Annotated in this window: 13 protein-coding genes, 1 tRNA gene and 2 pseudogenes; 4 read left to right on the top strand and 12 right to left on the bottom strand. The window is 52.2% G+C overall.

The annotated features are described in order from the left end of the window. Positions 1 to 35 precede the first annotated feature (35 nt). From CBE74_RS15640 to CBE74_RS15595, 9 genes and pseudogenes are all read right to left on the bottom strand, one after another. Positions 36 to 398, bottom strand: a complete 363-nt coding sequence (locus CBE74_RS15640) for a biotin/lipoyl-containing protein (RefSeq protein WP_013911000.1) — start codon at positions 396 to 398, stop codon at positions 36 to 38. A 24-nt stretch (positions 399 to 422) separates the two neighbouring features. Continuing rightward, positions 423 to 686, bottom strand: a complete 264-nt coding sequence (locus tag CBE74_RS15635; protein ID WP_087453535.1) for a hypothetical protein — start codon at positions 684 to 686, stop codon at positions 423 to 425. A 9-nt stretch (positions 687 to 695) separates the two neighbouring features. Beyond that, positions 696 to 2,252: an acyl-CoA carboxylase subunit beta gene (locus CBE74_RS15630; protein WP_013910998.1), complete on the bottom strand. Its 1,557-nt coding sequence runs from the start codon at positions 2,250 to 2,252 to the stop codon at positions 696 to 698. 15 nt (positions 2,253 to 2,267) lie between these two features. Next, positions 2,268 to 3,749, bottom strand: coding sequence for a methylmalonyl-CoA carboxytransferase subunit 5S (locus CBE74_RS15625; protein WP_013910997.1), 1,482 nt, complete (start codon positions 3,747 to 3,749; stop codon positions 2,268 to 2,270). Between the two features lie 320 nt (positions 3,750 to 4,069). Continuing rightward, a pseudogene (locus tag CBE74_RS15620) lies at positions 4,070 to 5,492 on the bottom strand (amino acid permease). 421 nt (positions 5,493 to 5,913) lie between these two features. Further along, the gene (locus tag CBE74_RS15615; RefSeq protein ID WP_225870253.1) at positions 5,914 to 6,132 is read right to left on the bottom strand and encodes a hypothetical protein; all 219 of its coding nucleotides are present in this window, start codon (positions 6,130 to 6,132) and stop codon (positions 5,914 to 5,916) included. Positions 6,133 to 6,678: 546 nt separating this feature from the next. Continuing rightward, positions 6,679 to 8,124, bottom strand: a pseudogene (locus tag CBE74_RS24550) (DUF5979 domain-containing protein); the annotation flags it as partial. Next, a complete protein-coding gene (locus CBE74_RS15600; protein WP_225871180.1) occupies positions 8,037 to 9,293 on the bottom strand; it encodes a DUF5979 domain-containing protein in 1,257 nt (418 codons plus the stop codon). The pseudogene CBE74_RS24550 and the gene CBE74_RS15600, both read right to left, overlap by 88 nt. Next, complete coding sequence (locus tag CBE74_RS15595) at positions 9,271 to 10,695, bottom strand: Ig-like domain-containing protein (protein ID WP_241656039.1); 1,425 nt, start codon at positions 10,693 to 10,695, stop codon at positions 9,271 to 9,273. Before CBE74_RS15595 ends, CBE74_RS15600 begins: the two co-directional genes overlap by 23 nt. 693 nt (positions 10,696 to 11,388) lie before the next feature. Between CBE74_RS15595 and CBE74_RS15590 the strand changes: the two genes are divergently transcribed. From CBE74_RS15590 to CBE74_RS15575, 4 genes are all read left to right on the top strand, one after another. Then, positions 11,389 to 15,393, top strand: a complete 4,005-nt coding sequence (locus CBE74_RS15590) for a Pls/PosA family non-ribosomal peptide synthetase (protein WP_087453533.1) — start codon at positions 11,389 to 11,391, stop codon at positions 15,391 to 15,393. 33 nt (positions 15,394 to 15,426) lie between these two features. After that, on the top strand, positions 15,427 to 16,794 hold the full coding sequence (locus tag CBE74_RS15585) for a heparan-alpha-glucosaminide N-acetyltransferase domain-containing protein (protein ID WP_087453532.1): 1,368 nt from the start codon (positions 15,427 to 15,429) through the stop codon (positions 16,792 to 16,794). A gap of 17 nt (positions 16,795 to 16,811) precedes the next feature. After that, positions 16,812 to 17,654, top strand: a complete 843-nt coding sequence (locus CBE74_RS15580; RefSeq protein WP_225870254.1) for a hypothetical protein — start codon at positions 16,812 to 16,814, stop codon at positions 17,652 to 17,654. 528 nt (positions 17,655 to 18,182) lie between these two features. Continuing rightward, positions 18,183 to 18,695 carry a hypothetical protein gene (locus CBE74_RS15575; protein ID WP_087453531.1) on the top strand — a complete coding sequence of 171 codons (513 nt, stop codon included), beginning with the start codon at positions 18,183 to 18,185 and terminating at the stop codon, positions 18,693 to 18,695. 307 nt (positions 18,696 to 19,002) lie between these two features. Here CBE74_RS15575 and CBE74_RS15570 read toward each other — a convergent pair whose 3' ends face one another. The 3 genes from CBE74_RS15570 to CBE74_RS15560 form a co-directional block, all read right to left on the bottom strand. Beyond that, the gene (locus CBE74_RS15570) at positions 19,003 to 19,374 is read right to left on the bottom strand and encodes a PH domain-containing protein (protein ID WP_014525451.1); all 372 of its coding nucleotides are present in this window, start codon (positions 19,372 to 19,374) and stop codon (positions 19,003 to 19,005) included. Positions 19,375 to 19,667: 293 nt separating this feature from the next. Continuing rightward, a tRNA-Met gene (locus tag CBE74_RS15565) sits at positions 19,668 to 19,741 on the bottom strand. A gap of 126 nt (positions 19,742 to 19,867) precedes the next feature. Next, positions 19,868 to 22,834 (bottom strand): UPF0182 family protein, encoded by a 2,967-nt coding sequence (locus CBE74_RS15560; RefSeq protein WP_087453530.1) that lies wholly within the window; start codon positions 22,832 to 22,834, stop codon positions 19,868 to 19,870. Positions 22,835 to 22,938: the final 104 nt, after the last annotated feature.

Raw genomic sequence — 22,938 nt, 5'->3', positions numbered from 1 at the left:
TGAGCGTACGCATAGCCCGCCACACCGACGCGAATTTAATCGATGGTAATCAGCGCCTGACCTCCCTGAACGGAATCACCGACGGCAACGCGAACGCTGCTGATGGTGCCCGCATTAGGAGCCGTAATCTCGGTCTCCATCTTCATTGCTTCGAGGATCAGGAGCACCTGGCCGGCCTCAATCTCTTCGCCTTCTTCAACCAAGATCTTGAAGACCGATCCGGCGAGCGGAGCGACGACAGCGTTTGCCGATACGCCGGAGACGCTCGCGTTGGCTGGTTCAGAGTGAGTTGCGCCTGAGCCGCCACCAAAGTAGATGGGAGCGATCTGACGCTTCTCCTCTTCCACCTCGACCTCGACAGAATAGGCGATCCCGTTGACTGTCACGTTAAGTTTCATGTTTTACCTTCTACCTTCGGATGCCTACAGCTGACCCGGAATGTGATGCTGGACCTTCTGACGTCCCTGCGCTGCCCACGTTCTCTCGCGGGAGTAGTGGACTGCCTTAATCGTGCCGCGATTACCCATAAAGGCTGACACCGCTGCAGAGATAGCAATGATGACGTCCTCTGGGATGGAAGCATCGGAACGCTTGCGCAGCTCCTTAAGCTCAGCTTCCGCCGCATCAAGCCGCGCTGAGAGTTTCGCGACTAATTGAGCAAGTTGCTCGCTGTTTAATTCGCTCACCGTTGCTCCTTATACCGGGCCTAGGCCGTGCTTCTTGGCAGGGCGAACGACTCGCTTGTTGGTCAAGACCTCAAGCGCGTCTGCAATATGCAGGCGGGTTTCTGCAGGATCGATGATGTCATCGACCAAGCCACGGGAGGCAGCCATATATGGAGTGGAGAAGGTCTCCTTGTACAAGCGGATGAGCTCATCGCGCTTGGCTTCCTTATCCTCTGCGGCCTCGATCTCCTTTCGGAAGACCACATTAACTGCACCTTCTGCGCCCATCACTGCGATTTCTGCAGTGGGCCATGCGAAGACGCGGTCGGCTCCCAGATCCTTTGAGCACATAGCTAGGTGCGCTCCGCCGTAAGATTTACGCAGCTCCACCGTGATCTTTGGCACGCTGGCTGCCGAGTATGCGTACAGCATCTTGGCGCCATGTCGAATGATGCCACCATGCTCCTGAGCAACACCCGGCATAAAGCCTGGAACGTCCACGAAAGTCACCAGCGGGATGTTAAAGGCGTTGCAGAAGCGGATGAACTGGCTTCCCTTATCCGAGGAGTTGATGTCCAGCACACCAGACATAACGTTTGGCTGGTTAGCCACAATGCCCACGGTACGGCCTACGATGCGGGCAAATCCCACGACGAGGTTTTGTGCATACCCAGCCTGTACTTCAAGGAAGTCGCCACGGTCCACAACACGCGAAATAATGTCGCGAACGTCATAACCACGTTTCCCGTCGACCGGAACGATCTCCCGCAACTCCTCATCGGGAGTAACGATTGGATCTGGTTCAACAACCGGAGGTTCTTCCGTATTGTTCTGCGGCAAGAAACTCAGGAGCTTCTGGGCGATGAGGATCGCCTGCTCATCATCATCAGCAATGAAGTGGATGTTTCCGGCCTTGGACATATGAGCGTCCGCGCCGCCTAGAGCGTCTGCGGTGACTTCTTCACCGGTGACCGACTTAATCACGCCAGGGCCAGTGATGAACATGTTGGCCTTGCGAGTCTGAATGATGAAGTCAGTCAAAGCAGGCGAATATGCAGCGCCTCCAGCGCATGGTCCCGAGATAATCGAAACCTGTGGGACGAGTCCTGAAAGGAGAACGTTCTGGTAGAACACCTTGCCGTAGCCCGAAAGGGAATCGATTCCCTCTTGTACGCGCGCTCCACCGGAGTCGTTGATGAAGATGAAAGGAGTTCCAGTGGTAGCAGAAGCTTCCATCATCGCTGCGACCTTGTTGGACTGCGTCTCGCCAGCTGATCCACCCATCACGGTGAAGTCCTGCGATGCTACGTGGACGGCACGACCAAAAATCGCTCCTGAGCCAGTGACAACGCCGTCTGCCGGCGCGACTGCTTTATCCATGCCGAAGTGAGTGGTGCGATGCTTGGCAAACATGCCGATTTCGCGGAATGTGCCTTCGTCGAGAAGCGCTGCGACGCGCTCACGAGCCGTTAGCTTGCCCTTTTCATGCTGCTTTTCGATTTTGGCTTCGCCGCCGCCTAGCTCGATCTCATGACGAGCCTTAGCGAGCTGGTCTAGGCGCTCAGACATAGTAGGTTCTTGAGACATGTCTTCGGTTCTCCTTTACTCGGCGGGCTCGACCTTGACGGTCTGGCTGCGACCGCCCACGGTGACCTTGTAGGTAATCGGTTCGAGAACGGCCTCATTCTCGCGGGTCTTGATCTTTGATGGGTCCTTGCCCACATTCTTTGGCCCTTCGGGGCGGTTCTTAAAGAACCCTGGAGCAACGCCTGGGAACAGAGCATTGGTAAGCACGTCTTCGTCTGTGCCATCGCAGCCTTCAAGCTTGTTAGCTTCTTCCACGAGGTGATCCCACTCTGGTTCAAGGAGATCAGCCGGACGCTCAGTAATGGCTTCCTTCTTGGTCTGAGCCTTTGCCTGTTCAACGATCTCAGGGTTACGCTCACCAATGCATTCGCCGTAGTAGCCAAGCATGAGGTCCGCAAACTCTGCAGTCATGACCTTGTAGCGTCCCATAAGGACGTTGAAGACAGCCTGGGTTCCCACGATCTGGGAAGACGGCGTGACCAACGGCGGATATCCGGCATCCTTACGGACGATTGGGACTTCACGCATCACTTCATCAATACGATCTCCGGCGCCTTGGGCGGTGAGCTGGCTTTCCATGTTAGAAAGCATGCCGCCAGGAATCTGGGAGAGGAAGATGTTAGTATCCACCAGCGTCTTGGACTCAAATTCCTTGTACTTCGGGCGAATTGCCTTGAAGTGATCGCGCACGTTGATCAGGCGATCCATGTCTAGGTCGGTGGTGTAGTCAGTGCCCTCAAGCATCTCTACGAGGGACTCGGTGGGGTTGTGGCCTGGGCCGAGGGAGAGCGAAGAAATGGCGGTATCCACGACGTCTGCGCCGGCTTCAATGGCCTTCATCAAGGTCACGAGTGTGACACCGGTTGTGGAGTGGCAGTGGACGTTAATCTGAGTCTCTTCGCCATAGGTTTCTTTAATCGCTCGGATAACGTCGTACGCCGGCTGAGGCTTCAAAAGCGCTGCCATGTCCTTCAGCGCGATGGAATCTGCCCCCATGTCTAGAAGCCGACCTGCAAGCTCAACATAGCCTTCGACAGTGTGCAGTGGTGAAACGGTGTAGCAGATGGTTCCCTGAGCGTGCCCATCGACCTTCTTCACCGCACGCATAGCGTGTTCTAGGTTGCGTGGGTCATTGAGGGCGTCAAAGACACGGAATACATCCATGCCGTTTTCCTTTGACTTCTCAACAAACTTGTCCACCACCAGGTCTTCATAGTGGCGGTATCCCAGAAGGTTCTGCCCACGGAGCAGCATCTGGAGCTTGGAATTTGGCATTAATTTACGGAAAGTGCGAAGTCTCTCCCAGGGATCCTCGTTAAGGAATCTGATGCACGCATCAAACGTTGCACCACCCCAGCACTCGACGCTCCAGAATCCTGCTTTATCTATGTCCTCGCATGCGTCGACCATGTCCTCCATGGCCATACGAGTTGCAAACAAACTCTGATGCGCATCGCGTAAAGCGACCTCAGTCACTCCAATTTTTCTTGGGCTCATAGTTCACAATCTATGCGGATTTGAGCTCGGTTGCACGGCAGATTCGCACGGAATAGATCACAAAACCAACAAAACCCAAATAAAAAACAGAAGGATTCCGTTGTTATCTCAGGTAAAACGGCTTTTTGCGCTCGAGAATGTCCGATCAAATATCCCGAAAATCACCTGTGAAGTTTTTCACTAAATTGAAAAAATCATAAACTTGTCACAATATTTCACTGAAGTGACTATGCTTATACAGATTGGGTCGCACAGCAGCATGGTGCTCCCGCGCGACCCGGTGGGCGTCGACAAGCTTAAACTTCTACGACGCTCTCTCGTCATGCCGCAATTTCCTGTGCATGCTCCGCGCGGCGCTTTTCTACCTGGCCGCGGGTCGCATACCACCCCACTATAAACAGCGGGACCATGCACACAGATGCTACAACAGTGAGGAATCCATCCCAGGAACCAGCAGCAATCAAGATAACAATCAACGCCAAGAAGCCCAAGGTTATCCAGTTGGTCACGGGAGCCCACGGCATCCGGAAAGCAGGGCGCTCCTCCACCGTTTTAATCATCCGCATATGGCAGACGATGGTGAAGGCCCAGTTAATGACCACGCAGATTGCCGTCATATTGAGGGCGATATCAAATGCCTTGCCCGGCACAAGGTAATTGATGACCACACCCACTAGTACCACTGCAGAGTTCAACGCGATGCCGCCAAAAGGCACGCCTCGCTTATTAAAGGCACCCAGCACTTCCGGAGCTGTTCCAGCGCGCGCCATGGTGCGCATAGTACGACCAGTGGAGTACAGACCAGCATTTAATGAAGACAAAGCCGCAGTAATAACGACCAGATTCATAATCGTGCCAGCAGAAGGAACGCCTATCGAGTCAAAGAAGGTCACAAATGGCGAGACGCCTGCAGAATATGCGGTATACGGGAGCACCAAAGCCAGCAGCATGACCGAGCCACAGTAGAACACAATGATGCGCCAAATAACGCTGTTTACAGCCTTAGGCATCTCTTTCTCAGCGTCCTTGGTCTCCCCTGCCGCAGTACCAATCAGCTCAATGCCAAAGTAAGCAAAGACCACACCGCTGATAACCACGATCAAAGGCAAAAATCCCATGGGGAAGACTCCACCATGTTCCAGAATATTGGCAAAGCCCGCCGGCTGATCCACCACGATGCGACCCGTTGCCACAAAAAAGATTGCAACGGCCATGAACAAGCAGATCGCCGCAATTTTGATCATGGCGAACCAAAAACCAAAACTCCATCTCACCGAACACCCGAACAGAGATGAGATTAAGAAGCAAAACAATAACCAACGCAGCTAACGCAAGCACCCATTGCGGGATATCCGAGAAAAGGTTCCAGAACTTCAGATAGATCGCGATATCCGTTGTATCCGCAATTCCGGTCAAAGCCCACATCATGAAGTAGACCCATCCCACTACAAATCCTGCTCGCTCCCCCATAAATTCGCGGGTCCACGACACCACAGCACCGGAAGAGGCGCGGTACAAAACAAGCTCACCGACGGCACGCAGAATAAAGAAAGCAAAAAAACCACAGATAAGATACGCCAAAACCAATGATGGCCCAGCAGTGGCCAAACGCCCCCCGGCCCCCATAAAGAGTCCCGTACCAATCGCGGAACCAAGCGCCATCATCTGGATATGACGTGAACTCAGTGTTGTTTTGTATCCCTCCTGATCCGCTGTAAGAAATGAGGAGTCTGTATGAGTCATAAAATCTGACCGACCTTTTCGGACAAAGCCCAGCACATTGTGCACTAAGCGATAAAGAGAAACTACACGGTGAAAGCTATCAAGTAATAGTTATCGGTAAAGCTTTTCGACGCCCTCACGCAACCCCGCACCACATTGCGCAGCTAAAGGCCACTTTCACCAAAACCCCATAGCAGCAACGCTGCAATGAAGATCACAATCGAACTAAAATTTTTATCGGCCCAATAAAAGCCAGTAAAGAAACCAAAATACGCCACTTTTTCGCAGTCTCACAATACGATCGCAGCAGAGCTTGCAGATGTCGCTCTTTGGCCTCCCGCGACGGCAAAACCCTTACGGCTCTTCCAGTTGGCGGTGAAAGAACCGTAAGGGTGTTGATGACAAGTAACGAAACAATAGCCAAAGCTACGAAAGTATGGTCTTAGCTACCCTTTTTCTGCTCAGCATAAAGAAGACGGCTAAGCGCCTTGGCAGCCTGACTCTCATAGGCCTCAGCATCCGCAATCTCCCCGCTCTTCCTCAGCTCGTGAGCGGCGTCCTTAGCCCAGTTGTAGTAGTTACAAAGGTCATGCTGACCATCACCAAAGGTTGTATGACACCACGCATGCGGGTGCCGTTCTGGCGAATGAGTACTTGCCACTTGCCTGTGCCGAAGTGATCGCCGCTGCTGCGCCTGCCAGCATGGTAGCGCCCGCAATAGTGAGGGTGATCTTACGAATCTTCAAGATAAAACTCTCCTTAGATAGAAGTGGAAATTAAAATGAATGCATCCGATCAGTGTACTTAGGAACTTAACACTTTTTCTAGCAAAACTAAAATAAAACTAAGAAAGACTCTGTAAAAACCTGAGTTTTTTGTCACCTTTTAGACCGTTCCTTTGAAACGTCATGGGTATTAAATTTTAAAAAAGGGGAATATCCACGCAGTTAGATCTATATTTTCGACACGCATTCCACCCGTTCACCATTTCGTACGAAATGGGGGTCATTTAATTAAGTGTGAAATACCACAGTTCATTATTTTTATAGTTTTCTACCCAAAAATAGTTATTTTTTGGCCACGTTTAACCCTGCTAATCGCTCTATATTTGAGCTTCTTTTCCCACAAGGTGACGCAGCATAAAATAACTGAAGCATGCCATTATGAGTGGCATGCTTCAGTTATTTCCGACTACTAGAAAGGTGGATTAATTTCCAGCCTCCTCGGTTCGTTCTTGTGACGTTATTGAGCTTCTCCGGTTACGGCGCACCAACAACAGCCCTATTCCGACTAGCAACACCGCAGCAAAAGCGATTCCCAACGTATTTGCGCCCGTCCTTGCCAACGAAGGCTTGTCACGCTTAGGAGCGGTCTTTTGCTCACGAGGTTTCTCGTTTGGAGGGTTCTTTATTATCGGCGCAACAGGCGTAATCACTGGCGGCTGCGGCGGCCCGACAATAAAAGGTATCAACGGGATGAGCGGTATCAATGGGAGAATCGAAAGGAAATTGGGTGATTCATAACCATTGACCACCGTTATCTGGTAGATCACGTTCGTACTAGAAATCTTGAACTTTCCATGCTCAGAGATAGTGTGCTTCCAACGCGTTCCACTGATCTTGGCATCTTGCTCCTCTATGCGACATTCGGCGCCCACAGGTAGGGCGTCGATAAGCTCGGAGCTTCCTTCACCTTTAATCTGCGTGGATGCTTTTCTTATTTCTTTGCCGTCCTTGGTACAGACGTAATTGAATGTAAACGTCTTATCGAGTGCTTTATCCCTAGCACCACCGATAATTTGTTTCTCGATGAGGAATGCGCCGGTCTCATGCTTATAGATGTTCTTCGCAGAGACCTGAACAATTTCTGACTGCTTTCCAATCGTGAAGCGTTGGTTCTTCCACTCAGTCACTAGCTCTGTTCCAGCAACCTTAGCGTCTTTTTCCGCCACTACACATGAAGTACCAACAGGGATCTCTTCAGAAACATCCACGGATCCCTTGCCATTTTTAACGGGTACTTTAACCTCACCGTTCACATTGCCGCATGTCCATGTGAAGTCAAACTCTTGCGGAGTCTTGATCCCCTCTTCCGCCGCGACGGTCTTCTCAATAGAGAATCCGCCCTTATATTGGGTGAAAGTGTTCTTTGCTTTCAGATTGACTGAGGGCTTATTGTGATCCGCAATCTTAAACCTTGCCTTGTTTCCCTCGGCTTCCACGCCTTCACCCGAAAGTTCAACCAACCAGTCGACGTTCGGGTAGACAGACTGAGTCTCCGTTACCTCACACTTGGAACCAACGAGTATGTCTTTAACAACAACGCTCTTTCCAGGAGTTGCGCTAATAGTGCCTTTAGCTTGCTGACCATTTGGTTGCTCACAAACATAGGTGAACTCGTACTGTTTCGATTTAAACGTACTCAGATCAGCAGCATCGCCGCCTACGGTCTTGAGGATTGAGAACCCGCCCTTTGAATACTCAAAAGTATTCTTGGCGTGGATATCAATAGTCTCGGATTCTTTAATGGTGAACTTTCCACCGTTAGGAAGCTTACCTACCCATGTCACACCGGCTGGGGCATCAACTTCCGATTCCGTAATAGTGCACTCCGTGTTAATAGGAATGTCGGTGGGACCATCAACGGTCTGGCCTTCCTTGACCTTGAGCGAGCCTGTTTTCTCGCCGCAGACATAATCGAACTTGTACTCAAGTCTTTTGCTAGCGAAGCCGCGGGGCCATCAACAAACTTGATGAGCTTAAAACCACCAACTTTCTGGGTGTACTTATTGATCAGGTCAACCTGAATGTTTACATTGTTGTCATTTGCCCCTGACCACGTGAAACCAGAAATTTCCGTACTGTTGGTGTGCTCTTCTATGTGACATGAAGTTTCTTCTGGGTATTCAGGAGAAACGAAAGGTTCCTTCACGGAAAACTCGAACTGAGTCCAGTCTTGAGTACCGCAGCGACACTGTCCCTTGAATTTACGATTCTGCACAGCCTCATCTGCAAGCAAAGCAGCTGGTCCCTCAAGCTTCTTGTTCACAGTGAATCGGCCTTTAGGAACCGGGGTGTACGTATTCGAGGCCACTACCTTTGCGGTGTGTTCCGCACCGATCTTGATCTTTCCGTCAGCAGGGGTAAGCGTATGAGTCCACTTTTGCCCTTTAACCTCAGTACCTGTAGCTTCTTCCTTCACCGTGCATTCGGTACCCAGGGGATACTGCTTTTGTGATTCAAACGGCTTATTCTTAGAGACCTTTGCCGTAGCTTCAGCATCGTTACCACACGTGTATTTGAAGGTAAATTCACGGTCTTCTAGCTGCTTAACGACATCATCCGCACCCACCAGCTGCTTCTCAATCCGGAAAGTTCCTGCAGTCTTTTCGTACTGGTTAACAGCTTCAAAACCGACCGCTTTATCGCCCTCAGAGTCTGTGATAGTCACTTCTGCCGGAGTGACCATCGTCTTTAACGAGTACCCCTCGATCTGCGCGCTGTCAGATTGTTCAGTGACTTTGCACTTTGCGCCAACAGGAATCTGCTGTGAGACGGACGTCTTTTGACCATTGCCTTTTACCTGGATTTCTCCCTTAATTTCGGCCTGTCCAGCAGCTTCACATTGGTAGTTAAACGTGAACTCTTTGCCTTTCGCTTTTTCCTCATCCCAGCCAGAAACTTTCTTGGTGATAGTGAAAGTTCCAGTTTTAGGAGTTGCATCATAGTTGTTAATTGCGATGAGGTCGATGGATTTCTCTTCCGGAGAGCGCGCTTCAAATTCAGCTTTGTCTGCGAGTTTACCATCTATTTCCCATGTCAAGCGTGGCTTCGGTGCTGCATCTTCTGGGGGAAACTTCCGTTACCTCACAGCGCATACCTTTTTCGATGTCTTTGACGTGGACAAAATCTCCGTTTGCAGGAACATCCGTCGTTCCGCTTTTTGTAATGGTCCCACTCGTACACCTATAGCTAAAGGTGAAAGAGGGCGGAGTTTGAACGCTTTCGCTTGCTTTAACAAGCTTGCGGATAGCGAATCCACCGAATTTTCCTGAACCGCTCCCCTCAGCACCAGGAATTTGTACTTCGCCAACATACGGTTTTCCATTGATATAAACAGTATTTTGCTGTCTACTAAATGGGATTGGAGGCACTTCTGTGTATGTATAAAAGCTCACAGCTGGACCAGACTGGGGTGAAATTCCATAAGGAAAAGTAACTATCAACTTTTCCGGAGTGCAAAATACTTCAAAATTGTATCCCCGTAATCCAGAGGTAGGCTGGTTCACTCCGTTGTACTGTCCTTGCCCATATCTCCCATATGCATCGTAAATAGCCCCCGGATATCGTTGACCTCTGTAGTAACTAAAGAGATCAACAACATCATAGCCACCATTATATTTCGAATCGCAGGCGAATTTATGCCCGGCCGGTGCAGTATCTTCTATCCGGAACCCGCCATCTGTGGTCTCAGTTCCTTTAGTATCGCTACCAATATAAGCTGCCCAGTGAGTTATATATACAAAGGTTCCATCAACGATGGTCTTTCCTATGTAGCTTCCGACTTTACTGGACTCGTGAGTACTACCAGCCGGGCCGTCTGCTGGATATTTCCCATCAAGGTCTCCTGTGCCGCATCCCCTAAATTGAAGCTTGCCGTCACGAGAACTATCGTAACCGTTCTGGATGTTTATGCTGCTACGATCCCATTCAAGCGAGATCTTGGCTTCACCCGAAACTTCATAATGGCGAGAAACATACTCGGACAATACAATGTTAAGAGTTTTTCCTGACCATGTTGCTACAGCCACTTCCTGATTTTGTGGATCATAGAGTTTGAACGAATGCTGAGTTCCAGAAGCAGGTTTAAGTTCTTTTGGAAGCGTAAAGCTAATAGTTTCGCCCGGCTGAGCACTATCAGGAATCGACCATGTGAACTCAGCTGTAGCAAACGTACTTGCGTTATCGTAACTGCCATTCTTTACACCATTGCCATCAACCCACTTCAGGTTTTCCCAAGTCCCTGCGCACTCATCATTCTGTGCATGAGCAGTTGGTGTTTCAGCTACAACGCTTACAACAGAAAACACCAGGGCAACAATTGCAGCTACACATATCCCCTGTGATATGTGTGCAGCTTTTATTAAACGCTTCAAAAGTGCTCGCCAGCTACGCGAGGCTTCCTTACACATTCTTATTCTCATTTCGCTAAAAAACCAGGTCACTAGCAATAAGCTGAGATCTTTCTCAATTTATTTTCTAAAATGACAAACAAGTAACTTTAACTTGACTGTGTGAAAGTATTCAAAAACTGGCCCTGAAACTTATTTATTTAAAAGTTCTAATATTTTCGCGCAGGGTTATTGATCCCCATAAGCCAAAAGCGCCCCTAACCCCTTAGCTCAAGCGCGGGTTCCTTTCAGAAAACGGCGACCCGAAAATAATCCCCCACACTGAATCTATAGCCCCAGAAATAATTCATTAGTGCCCCAAACCAACACCACCGCTTTCCTCACGGAAATTGCAAGAATCCGACAGAGCCGGATGCCCGCCGTACCTGAAATACGAGTATCCCTTTCAAAGTCGCAACGGCACTTTTCGCAGGACCCCCGCAAATGTGTCCAAACTCACATTATAGAATCTCGCAAAGCTCATATGTCCCAATAAATAAAAGTCCCTGCACAGCCCACATAAATAAGAAATTAATTATAGCAACCAATAAAAAGACCCAATTTTTACTAATTTGCACCTAAGCTGAAGATGTTATTAGATTGAGACCCGATCATTCTTATCACCCCATTGAGCACCAGTAATCATGCAAAGCATACAGATTACAACTGGGGTGAAAACGCACTGACATAAGGGTCTCCATAACGTTTTTGGAGGCATTCTCACACTATTTGAAAGGAACTCTTTCGGTGGGAAATCCATCCCCATCCGACGACCGCACCTACGCAATCTACGGCGTCGAGACAGTCCCCGAACCACGCACACTCGTTGACGTTTTCCGTGAGACTGTAACCAGCTATCCCCATGCCACAGCTCTCGTCGGCACAAACGAATCTCTGACTTATAGCCAGCTAGAGGGACGTGTCAACAATCAAGTAGAGCGCTTGGCTAAGCTCGGAGTCGGCCACGGAGCGCGTATCGGTATTCGGGTGCCCTCAGGTACCACCGATCTGTACATAGCGATCCTCGCGACGCTCTGTGCGGGGGCAGCGTATGTGCCTGTTGATTGGGATGACCCGGACTCTCGTGCAAACACAGTCTGGGAAGAAGCCAACGTCACCGCAGTCTATGGAGCGGAGCTTTCCCTCGATCTCCGAGGCAACGATCTTGCACCGGTCGAACCTTGCGAGCCAACGGTCGCAAGCGATGCATGGATCATCTTCACCTCCGGTTCCACCGGCAAACCCAAAGGCGTGGCAGTGAGCCACCGCTCTGCAGCAGCGCTTGTCGACGCAGAAGCACGCATGTACTTAGTCAACGACCCACTTGGTCCTCAAGATCGCGTCATGGCCGGTCTCTCCGTAGCTTTCGACGCTTCTTGTGAAGAAATGTGGCTGGCCTGGCGTTACGGAGCCGCCCTAGTTCCTGCGCCTCGCGATATTGTCCGTTCTGCGGATGCGCTCGGCGAATGGATTACAAAAAACAAAATCTCCGCCGTCTCCACGGTACCGACCCTCGCTTCGTTCTGGCCTACCGAATCTTTGGCCGCAGTGCGCCTATTGATCTTTGGTGGAGAGGCTCTTCCCGTAGAGCTTGTCAACCGACTCGCAGCCCCAGGGCGCGAGCTATGGAACACCTACGGTCCAACAGAAGCAACCATCATCTGCTCAGGCCATCTCATGGAACCAATGACGGATAAGGAACCCGTCCGAATCGGCCGACCAGTTCCCGGCTGGGAGTTAGCCATCGTAGATCCAGAAACCGGTGAACCCGTGCGTTGGGGAGAAACTGGCGAACTTCTTGTAACAGGTGTTGGCCTGGGGCGATACCTCGACCAAGAAAAAGATGCAGAGGCCTACGCACCTCTAGAGTCTTTAGGCTGGGAACGCGCCTACCGAACCGGCGACCTTGTTGTGGCAGATCAGGAGGGAATCATCTTCGCTGGCCGTGCCGACGATCAAATCAAATTCGGTGGTCGTCGCATGGAGCTCGGTGAAATCGATCGAGCCCTTGCATCCGTGCCTGGAGTGGCGGCTGCAGCAGCTGCTAAGCAAACAACGACAGCGGGGTCAGATGTGATTGTTGGCTATGTTGTCCCCGAAGAAGACAACGGCAAGCCCGGCACTATCGATCTGCACAAAGCCCGCACCCATCTGTCCACTGTTCTACCTGGTGGAATCGCACCCACGTTGTGCATTGTCGACGAGCTCCCCATGAAGACCTCCGGCAAAGTTGATCGCAAAGCTCTTCCTTGGCCGTTACCGGATTCCCGCGACTCTGTTGAAGCACTGCCTCAACACCTGCGTTGGCTTGCCGATAAATGGATCGATCAGCTTGGTCCTGTTCCAATCGAAGCGGACTCCAGCTTCTTCGACCTTGGCGGTTCATCCGTTGCTATCGCAAAATTAGCCATCGCGTTAAGGGAATCCCATCCCGCGCTGGATATCGGAGCCCTATACGATAATCCCACCTTATCCACTATGGCTGCCTATGTAGATACGCTCTATAACGACACCGAACAGCGACCGTTACCCCAGAAAATCCCGTGGTGGTCCGGTATCGTCCAGTTCCTGGTCGTCTGCAGTATCTACACCGTCAACGTTGCTCGTTATGTCGTCGGAACGATTTTCGTTGTCTGGGCACTCGGATTCTTCTTCTCTGCAGCATGGGTACCCACCGTTCCGTTCTGGCCGGTTTTCATCGGTATGATCGTGATCTTTTCCACTCCCGGAAAAATTCTGCAGGCTGCGCTTGTGGCTCGCGTCGCTACTTTCCGTATCCGGCCTGGCGACTATCCTCGTGGCGGGTGGACTCACCTGCGAATCTGGTCGGCCGAACGCTTCTTGGCCTATCTGCGTCTAGAACCACTCCTCGATACTCCATCAGCTCCGCTCTTGTTCCGTCTCTTTGGCTGCACAGTAGGTAAAGGAACCACGCTGGCAACGTTCCCGCCAGTCACCGGACTGGCAACAATCGGCGAGGGTTCAGTTTTAGAAAACGAAGTCGATATCAACGGACACTGGATCGATGGCGACACCTTTTATCTCAGGCCTATCACTATCGGTGACCGGGTGCGCGTTGGTATGCGAACATTCGTTTCCCCGGGATCAACTGTTGGCGACGACGTAGAAATCATCCCTGGATCCTGCGTCACCGGAGCAGTCGTCGAAGGCCGGTGCTACAGCGGAAATCCGCTCAGCGACAATGGGCCAAGCAGAACCAGTTGGCCGAGCCAAACACCCAAGGAAGCTATCACCGACGGCATGGTCACCGGGTTGGGATTCTTCTCCCACCATCTGCTGTATATCCTCGGATTGTCATTGTTGAACGTACTGCCTGTTCTCGCAGTGCTACCGGCGACCTTCCTCATCTTGCCCACGGTAATCAATAACTTCCAGTACCAAGAGGTCTTCCTGATCTTGGCGGCATGGACGCCAGTTTTCGCGATTCTCACCATCGTTTGTTGGCTAGCGTTGGTCATCATCTTGGTTCGTCTGTGTTCACTGTTAATCCGGCCAGGTTATTTCCCGATTCACTCCAGCACTGGCTGGGCTCTGTGGATGACGCACACTCTGCTACAGAAAACGCTCACTTCCACGTATTTCGTGTATGCCGGTTGGCTCACCCCTGCTTTCCTTAGGCTTTTAGGAGCTCGCGTTGGCAAGGACACTGAGATCTCTACAGTCGAGACGATTCCGCACTTGACGGCCATCGGCGACCGTTGCTTCCTTGCAGATCATTCCATGTGTACATCGGCACGCTATAACAACGGCTGGGTCCACGTCGGTACGACTGTCCTTGGCGATGGTTCATTCGTGGGCAATTCCGGGATCGTCGGTCCTGACCACGATCTCCCCGCTGAGTCTTTGGTTGCAGTCCTTTCTTCGACCCCCGAACGCCCTGGCAAAGGCACATCATGGCTTGGCAGGTCGACGAGACAAATCCCGCGCGCGCATATCGACGCCGACGTCGCACGCACCTTTAATCCATCTACCCGTCTCAAAGTAGCCCGGGCGTTCGTCGAATTATTCCGGCTGCTGCCGGTCATCGTCACTGCTTATCTGGATCTTCTCATCGTCTGGCTAGGCACACTGGCATACATGTCGGGCGGACGTGGGTGGGGAGGAATCCAAGCAGTTGTGCTTTGGGCTTTCCCCATCGTTCTCGGAGCCGGGATTATCGCCAGTGTTGTACCAATCGTGTTGAAATGGCTGCTCATAGGTCGTTTTACCGCAGGACATCGAACGCTGTTTTCCACCTTTGTTTGGCGCGGCGAGCTGATCGATAATATCGCTGAGCTTCTAGCTGTGCCTTCGCTAATCAGAATGTCGCTCGGCTCGCCACTCTATAACTGGTGGCTGCGCCTCATGGGTACACGCATTGGCCGCGACGTATGGTGCGAAACCTGGTGGCTTCCGGAATTCGATCTGATCACCCTTTCAGATAGGTCCACGGTTAACCGAGGCACTGTCCTTCAGACCCATTTGTTCCATGACCGCGTTATGGCTCTGGAGACAGTATCTCTGGGTACAGGTGCCACGCTTGGCCCCAACAGCTTCATTCTTCCTGGCTCGTCGATCGGCGATCGCGCCACCATCGGCCCGGGATCTTTGATCTTGCGCCAAGATGCCATTCCCAATGACAGCGTCTGGTCGGGAAACCCTGTTTCCTACGTCGAGGACCCCAAAACTATCACCGATTTTGATAACACCACTCCACGCACTCTCCCTAAAGAAGCCGTTCTCACCAGCTAGTGGATTGATTTCACCACATCCAAGGAATCGACAATGACATCACAGATCTCTACGCAGCCTCAAACATCGGATGCTGCAACCAGGCCACAACCAGGCCCAGCACGTGTCCGCCCCATCTGGGATGGCGAAGCCGAGGTAGTACCTCAGCCGTATAGCCCGCCACCAGAACCAGAGATTCGACCATCACGATGGAACAAAGAACTTGCCTTTGGTCCGTCGGCCGATCCACGTCGAATCACTGGTATCGATGCAGCCCGTGGATTCGCTTTAGTAGGAATGATCGCAATCCATGTGCTGCCGGCCTACAACAAATACACCGACCAGCCTACCTTGATCTGGCAGTTATTCGGTGGGCATTCTTCTGCTTTGTTTGCGCTACTCGCAGGAGTGACTATCGCACTTCTTACCGGTGGAAATATGCCCCACGTTGGTAGGGCGATTCAACGTGATCGGGTGTCGCTAGCGGTCCGCGCAGTTATCGTCTTTGTCCTGGGGCTAGCCCTCGACGAACTCAATCTGCCTGTATCCAACATTTTGCCTTACTACGGTCTGCTGTTTCTGTTGGCTGTCGGGCTTGTTTCCCTGCGGATTCGTACTCTGCTCATCCTCGCAGCGGGGTTCATCGTGGCCGGTCCCCTAGCGATTTTCGCGGTCAATTCCTGGGGCGGATATACCACCACGCTTAATCCCAGTTTCTCTTCATTGATCAGCCTGCCTGTTGACACCATCATCACGCTGTTTGTCGGTGGAACCTACCCGGTAGTCACCTGGATGGCGTACATCTGTGTGGGTATAGCTCTGGGGCGTATGAATCTGCAGTGGTTAATTACCCAAACTAGGCTCATCGCGCTCGGTGCGGTTGCCGCTATCACGGGGTTCCTTAGCTCGACTTTCCTTATTGATTACGCAGGTGGGTTCACCCAGCTGTACTACCACACCGATAATTACGATGTAGAGGATATTCTCCGGGTTATCGACTTCGGCCCGGAGATTCATATCCCCACGGATACATGGTGGTGGCTGGCAATTAATGGTCCCCACGTCAACACACCATTCTCTTTGCTTACATCTCTCGGGGCAGCGACCCTGGCGCTTGGTTCTTTCCTAGTAATCACCCGGATGCTTAAGAACCTCTTCATTCCGCTGATTTCCACCGGAGCAATGACGCTGACGCTGTATATCTCTCACATGCTCCTGATGGCGGCGCTCAAAGAATCTACTGAGGCGCTACCCACGCTGTGGTTCATTCTTCATGTCCTAGGCGCGTTGCTCTTTGGCACGGCATGGCGGCTTGCTAGAGGCCGCGGGCCTCTAGAGGAGATCGTGTCAAAAATCTCCAAACGGGTGAGCAAGATTCTCATCCCGGTTCGTCCCAAAACCGTCAGTGCTGCAGAAAACTAACTGAGAAAGAGAACAACATGTCAAAGTCTCACTGGGCTAGAACACACCGCTCGTTCGGAGCATCAGCTCTTAAGCTCTCTGCTGTCGCCACGCTTACCATGCTGATCGCAGCATGCGGAGCAGACGAGCGAGCCGGATTCCATCCCCATCCGTCCAACAAAGATAAGCCAAAGTTGGAGAAAAAGGTCACCGCCCACAGCCATAACGATATGGTAAGCAAGAAGGACCTTCCAGAACCTAACAAGGCAAACACTGAGCAGCCTTCCGAAGAGCTTTCTGAGCAAACGGTATTGCTCTACCCCAACGGTAAAGAAGTCAAAATGACTCCTTTGGGGGCCAAACTCAAATTCGGTGAACCCGCACATGTAGTCACTGAAGACACCGAAGGCCGCTATCTTGTCTGGGCTGTCACTGCTCACGACGGCGTTCGCCTACCATCAGAGCGGGTCAGCCTCCTCAACGCCAGTGAGACCGACGAGGTTTCACATTTCATGTGCTATGCCTACGACGTTGAATTCCTAGGAGCAATCCCCAAAGGTTCCGACGATCCTCTCGCACTCTCCGGGCTTGCCGACGCCGAGCACACGGCCGTCACCGCCCCTACCCTGATGCCAGCAACTGGATCGGGTGACAATGCCCTCCATCTCAACGGTGGTGCAGACAACGCTTGCGGCATCCCCGCGTCCAACCGCATACCGACATCGGAGTCACAGCTGAAGGTCAACCATGTCTATGCACGCGGAAGCATCGGAGTATTCCCTAAAAATCAAGACTCGGAGGACAACAAGCAAGCGCAGTCTGTCCGCTTTGACTGGGATCAGTCTGGCGAGAAATCTCGTGAATCGCTCTATTGGAGTTGATTGTCCCCGTGAACTGTCCCTCGGCCGCCGCTCCCGTCGGACAGTATGGAGACCAGGACATCGGCTTAGTGGTCCACCATCGTTACGGACGTCTGATGAGACACCTGGCTCGGATGAATACACTGCCGGTGAATACGAGTAGGACCGAGTCCTGACGCCCCTGCATGTACTCGCGCACGGTCGACTCTCGAAACACTCAGATTGTGGGATGCCTGTCGTTCTCCACCATGGTCTCTCCTATTGGTGGTTCAAGACGCTAATGCCTGTGTCTGTTATATTTCAGTATCAAACCTGCTAGCGTCATGGTCATCTGAGGGTAGAAAATCGCCTGAAATCGTTGAGGGGGAAGGCCGACCTCGTGACGATGAGTCGTCATTCCGTGCTAACTTGTTCATACCCGAAGCGGCAGTATCACTGCAGAGAGTGTGAGGATCAGATGGATCAGATCGATGCCACCGAGCCGCTGGTATTCCCCAACAATTCTGCAGGCACGGAGGGCTTCCGAGCCCTCCGGAGCGGTGACCTTACATGGTCGCTCTGCTACTAACGGTCGCCGCCATCCAGGGCCTCGTCATCGTGGCCGATGCGACTGGCGCTGACTCTGCAGGCTTCGTCATCACGGTAACTCTCATGGGGTTTGGCCTTGCTCTCTTCGTCGGCGAATCACTGGAGCGCCATATCCCATGCTCCCAGTGGGATCGTATTTCCCTCTCTCGTGAGTCCAGTCATCGATGGGGAGTGGACCTATTCAACGCCGTCCTCTCATGGATCGGGTGGAACAGACTCATCGTCGCCATGCGGGGAGATCGAGCATCCGGGACAGGTAAAGACTGGGACTCACGGCCTATGAGGGCAGCGGCAGCAGGTCATGCGTGGGCGTTCCTACTTCATACCGCCACTGCGTTCTGGGCAGGTGTGGCCAGAGGGTGGATGCTCCCTATAATTCTCTTGGTGGTCGGGGTCGTCGGCCACCTTTATCCGGTCCTACTGCAGATTCGTATACTGACCAGATTGAGAGAAGTGCAGGGCCGTCATCAGTAGCCCTCCATTGAATGAAGACGCCGGAGGCACTGGGCTGGATCAAACGTCCACAATGGCGTGTTCGTCGATTCGCGTGAGGCAAACCTGAGGGGAAGCTGTACTGGCACGTTCTCATTCCCAACAGGCGATTCATGTAACTACGCGATGTATTCTTCTCACACCACCTGCCCACATTGCTCAGGGCGCGGAATCAGTGTTGTGGGAGCAGCGGGTCGTTTTAACCCGAGGTGCTCGCAAGAAAGGGCGATTGGGGCTGCAAGGTACCGAGACAGTATCCCGTGATCCGGGGTCATCGTGAGCTCCAAAGTTAATTGGAGGCGAGCAAACACGTCGCTATGAGATGGTCAAGGCGCCGCACGTCAATCTTTTTATCAAGCTTAATTTTGAGATTTCCAGCTCTTGTCCATAGTTCAACCTCCGCGTTGAAGTCGAAGCGCCCCGCGTCCTCAGTCGACCACATCATGATCGAGGAATACGGGATCGAATAGATTTCCACTTTCTTGCCGGTAATTCCCTGAGCATCGCGAACGATCAGACGTTTGGACGTGAAAATCGCCGAGTCTCGCAGAGTTTTGTACGCCGCATAGGCCTGTTCCCCTTGTACAAGAACTCCGACAACGTCCTCGGGAATTGGGATTTCTTCGAAGAAGATCCACTCTGTGATCTTAGAAGTTTCCATAACAAGCCCCTTCACCTTTTATAACAACTGATAGCCCCATCATGTTCTCATGTGGTTGGTGCTCAAAGATGCAGACACGCTATGGCTGATGTCTATGCTGAAGCGAGGCTCACCTTTGAAGAGGAAACGGATTCATCGTACACTATCGCCGGCGTTAGCCGTGAGAAAAGTAGCTATTAGATTAGGCTAGCGACTCAGTACGGGATAGTTCTTTTGCGGGTCCACTTAGTCCAGACATTGGGCAAAAGAAAAACCTCCTGTTCTTTATTTCTAAAGAACAGGAGGGATACTAGTAGCGGGGGCAGGATTTGAACCTACGACCTCTGGGTTATGAGCCCAGCGAGCTACCGAGCTGCTCCACCCCGCGACGATTGCTTTAGAACAAGCTGTCCTGTGCAACGAGGAGTAACTATACATAGAACTGACCAAACAGGCAAATCCCCAGTACAGCGGCCATATAACCGAGTACTGGGGATCTTGTTAACTTCCCGGACTATCCGCCTGTGGTGTGGCGATAATCCTGGACAGCTTTATCCAACTGGTCGAGAGCACGACCGTACTCCTCATTGGACTTGCCCTTAGCGGCCTCCAGGCCCTTAAGTGCATCATTGATCTTCTGGATCGCATCTCCTGTTGCGCCGGCGCCAGAGGCGGGCGCTGATGGCTTAGGCGATTCCTTCTGATTCGATTGATCCTTGTTGGCGTCGTCCGCCTTTGGCACCTTGCCTAGGTTCCGGGCCTCGCCAAGATCCTGCGCAGCTTTGGGGTCAATTCCTACCTGCGATAGTGCCTCAGAAATGGTTGGGGCGTAGCCGACCTTTCCTTGGTAAGAAACAAGCACACGGAGGAGCTTGGGGAACGCCGAGGCTTGGTCTTTACGCTGGGAGTACAAAGGCTCCACGTAGAGGATCTCGCCGTCACCGACCGGAAGCGTCAGGAGGTTGCCGTTGAAGAGATCATTTGTATCCCGCCACAGTGTGCGGTCAGAGGCGATCTGATCTGAAGACATCATCGTGTCCTGAGCCTGCTTGGGGCCTTGGGTCAGGGTATCCGTGGGCAGGACGCGCACGGTGATCTTGCCGTAGTTGTCAGGGTCTGAGCTCACAGACATGTGTGCAGCTAGATACTCACGCTGAAGACCACGGAACGGGGTAATCAGCTGGAAGCTTGGCTTCTTGGTGTGCGGGTCTGCGGCCACCACGTAATACGGAGGCTGCGCTATGTTCTGCTGACCTTCGGACGCAGAAGGATCACTTGGCACTGACCAGAAGCGGTCGTTGGTAAAGAAGTCGCGAGCGTCATCGACGTGATAGCGAGCCAGCATCTTACGCTGCACCTTGAAGATGTCCTCCGGGTAGCGCAGGTGGTTCATCAGGGCTTCGGAGATCTCCGACTTTGGTTTCACGGAGTCTGGGAATACTCCTTTCCATGCCTTGAGCACGGGATCTTGCTCATCGAATTCGTAGAGATCCACGCTGCCGTCGTAAGCATCTACGACGGCTTTCACAGAGTTCCTGATGTATCCCACGTTGTCGGTGACAAGGCGTTGTGCGCTGTTGCCAACCTGTGCGGTGGTATCGGTGGTCGCCTCTGACATAGAGGTTCGCTCCGAATACGGCAGAGAGGAAAGCGTGGTGTATCCGTCCACGATCCACTTGATGCGTCCGTCGATTACTGCAGGATATGTCGCGGAGTCCGTCGTCAGCCACGGGGCCACGTTATGTACGCGCTCGCGGGGATCACGGTTGAAGAGGAGCTTCGAGTTTTTATTAACGCGATCCGACAGAACGAGGTTGAGTTCCTGGTAGCGGACAGCAAATGCCAAGCGGTTAAAGAGATTACCGATGTTAACTCCACCTTCACCCTTATACGTGTAGGTAGAAGAGTCGGTGTCATATTCCACAGGGTTGCCCTGGTCAGAACCCACCACTGCGTAATCTGCGCCGTCGCGAGCAGACGCGATCACCGGCCCGTAGTACGTGCGAGGTTCTTTGACCACAATGCCGAGTTCTTTTGCTTCAGCATCTGTAGACTGCAAATCTGACACTGTGTACACAGGATAGCCACCACGTGCGGATCCAACGTCGCGAGCTACCTCGTCCACCTGGTTAGCCTGGGCCGCAACGATGCCGTTTCCGTGGGTGTACACCGTGTGCCGGTTGATCCAGTCCTTCTGGTTTTCTTGAAGCGCATTCGGATCAAGTTCCCTGGCTGCGACAACAAAGTCGCGTAGTTCCCCGTCGATAACGTAGCGGTCCATCGCAAGTGACTTAGGGAAGCCATAGAAGTTTCGCAACTGCTGCTGCTGGGTAAAAGTCGGGGAAATAATCTCTGGATCCAGCAGTCGGATGTTGCTCACTGTCGCGGAATCCGACGCTACCTTCTCCGAGTTAGGTCCTTGGACACCCCAGTTATTCAAGTAACTTACCTGGTCATCAGTGATGCCATAGGCAAATCGAGTCGCCTGAATATTGCGGGAGATATATTCCGACTCTTTCTCCGCGCGGTTCGGGGACACGGAAAAACGCTCCACCATGAGCGGCCAGATACTTCCGATAGAAACCGCACTGACCACCATGAGAACGGTGGCCGCAGCCGGGATTCGGAGATCTTTAAGCACAACAACCAAAAAGAAGCAGAGCGCTACCACTGCAGCAATAACCAGCAGCACGATCTTGGCAGGGAGAACGGCGTTGATGTCCGTGTAGCTACCGCCGGTAAAGGTCTCATGGCGGTTATTGAGCAAGTCATAACGGTCCAACCAGTAAGAGGCCACCTTGAGAAGCATCCACAACCCTGCGGTCACGGAAAGCTGAACGCGAGCATAGGAGGAAATGTTTCCTCGGATCCCAGCCGCTTGGTTACCTACTCGGATGCTCCCCAGAAGGTAATGTCCAATCAAAGAGAGAAGGAACGCTACTGCAATAAGGATCGATAGTGTGCCCAATCCCAGACGCAGCGCCGGAAGCATGAAGGCGTAGAAGCCATAGTCCATTCCGAACTGGGGATCCGACACACCAAAACTTTGGCGGTTAAGGAACAGCTGAACAGTTTGCCAGCTCTGTTGCCCCAGGAAGCCTGCAACAAGAGCAATGACTATAGGAATAATGGTCAAGAAGCGTTTAACACTGCGTTCGACCACCGCGCGATACTGCGGGATGGGTCCCTCTAGGTCAAGAACATCGAGTTCGTCGGGGCGCCCACGGTAAGTGAGCCATCCGGCAATCCATGTAATGATTCCCGCAAACAGCGCAAACACCACGAACAGCACAATTCGAGTCAGTATGACCTTGTTAAACACCCCCCTAAAATTAACTTCACCAAACCACAGCCAATTGGTATACAGACCAATTGCTGTGGGGACCAGCGCACCCAAAATCACCAGAAGGACCACAATCCGGGTGAACAACTTAGGTGGACGACCGATCGAGGGGGACGGAGGCGTAAGGCCGTTCGCCAACTCGAACTCCTTTATTTCATTCTTTGTAGGGACACATTCGCGGAAATCAACGGGGATCCCATGCAAAAGTTTTCTACGATGGACAAGGTAATGTCCTAGTCTAC

The organism is Corynebacterium silvaticum (assembly GCF_002162115.2).
Taxonomy (GTDB): Bacteria; Actinomycetota; Actinomycetes; order Mycobacteriales; family Mycobacteriaceae; genus Corynebacterium; species Corynebacterium silvaticum.
The sequence above is the reverse complement of the archived record's forward strand: the minus strand, read 5'-3'. Positions and strand labels throughout refer to the sequence as shown.

Bases quoted from the DNA above. Each gene is read 5' to 3' on its own strand.
- CBE74_RS15585 (WP_087453532.1), top strand. From the start codon at position 15,427: ATGACATCACAGATCTCTACGCAGCCTCAAACATCGGATGCTGCAACC.
- CBE74_RS15570 (WP_014525451.1), bottom strand. From the start codon at position 19,374: ATGGAAACTTCTAAGATCACAGAGTGGATCTTCTTCGAAGAAATCCCA.
- CBE74_RS15580 (WP_225870254.1), top strand. From the start codon at position 16,812: ATGTCAAAGTCTCACTGGGCTAGAACACACCGCTCGTTCGGAGCATCA.
- CBE74_RS15640 (WP_013911000.1), bottom strand. From the start codon at position 398: ATGAAACTTAACGTGACAGTCAACGGGATCGCCTATTCTGTCGAGGTC.
- CBE74_RS15630 (WP_013910998.1), bottom strand. From the start codon at position 2,252: ATGTCTCAAGAACCTACTATGTCTGAGCGCCTAGACCAGCTCGCTAAG.
- CBE74_RS15575 (WP_087453531.1), top strand. From the start codon at position 18,183: ATGGTCGCTCTGCTACTAACGGTCGCCGCCATCCAGGGCCTCGTCATC.
- CBE74_RS15625 (WP_013910997.1), bottom strand. From the start codon at position 3,749: ATGAGCCCAAGAAAAATTGGAGTGACTGAGGTCGCTTTACGCGATGCG.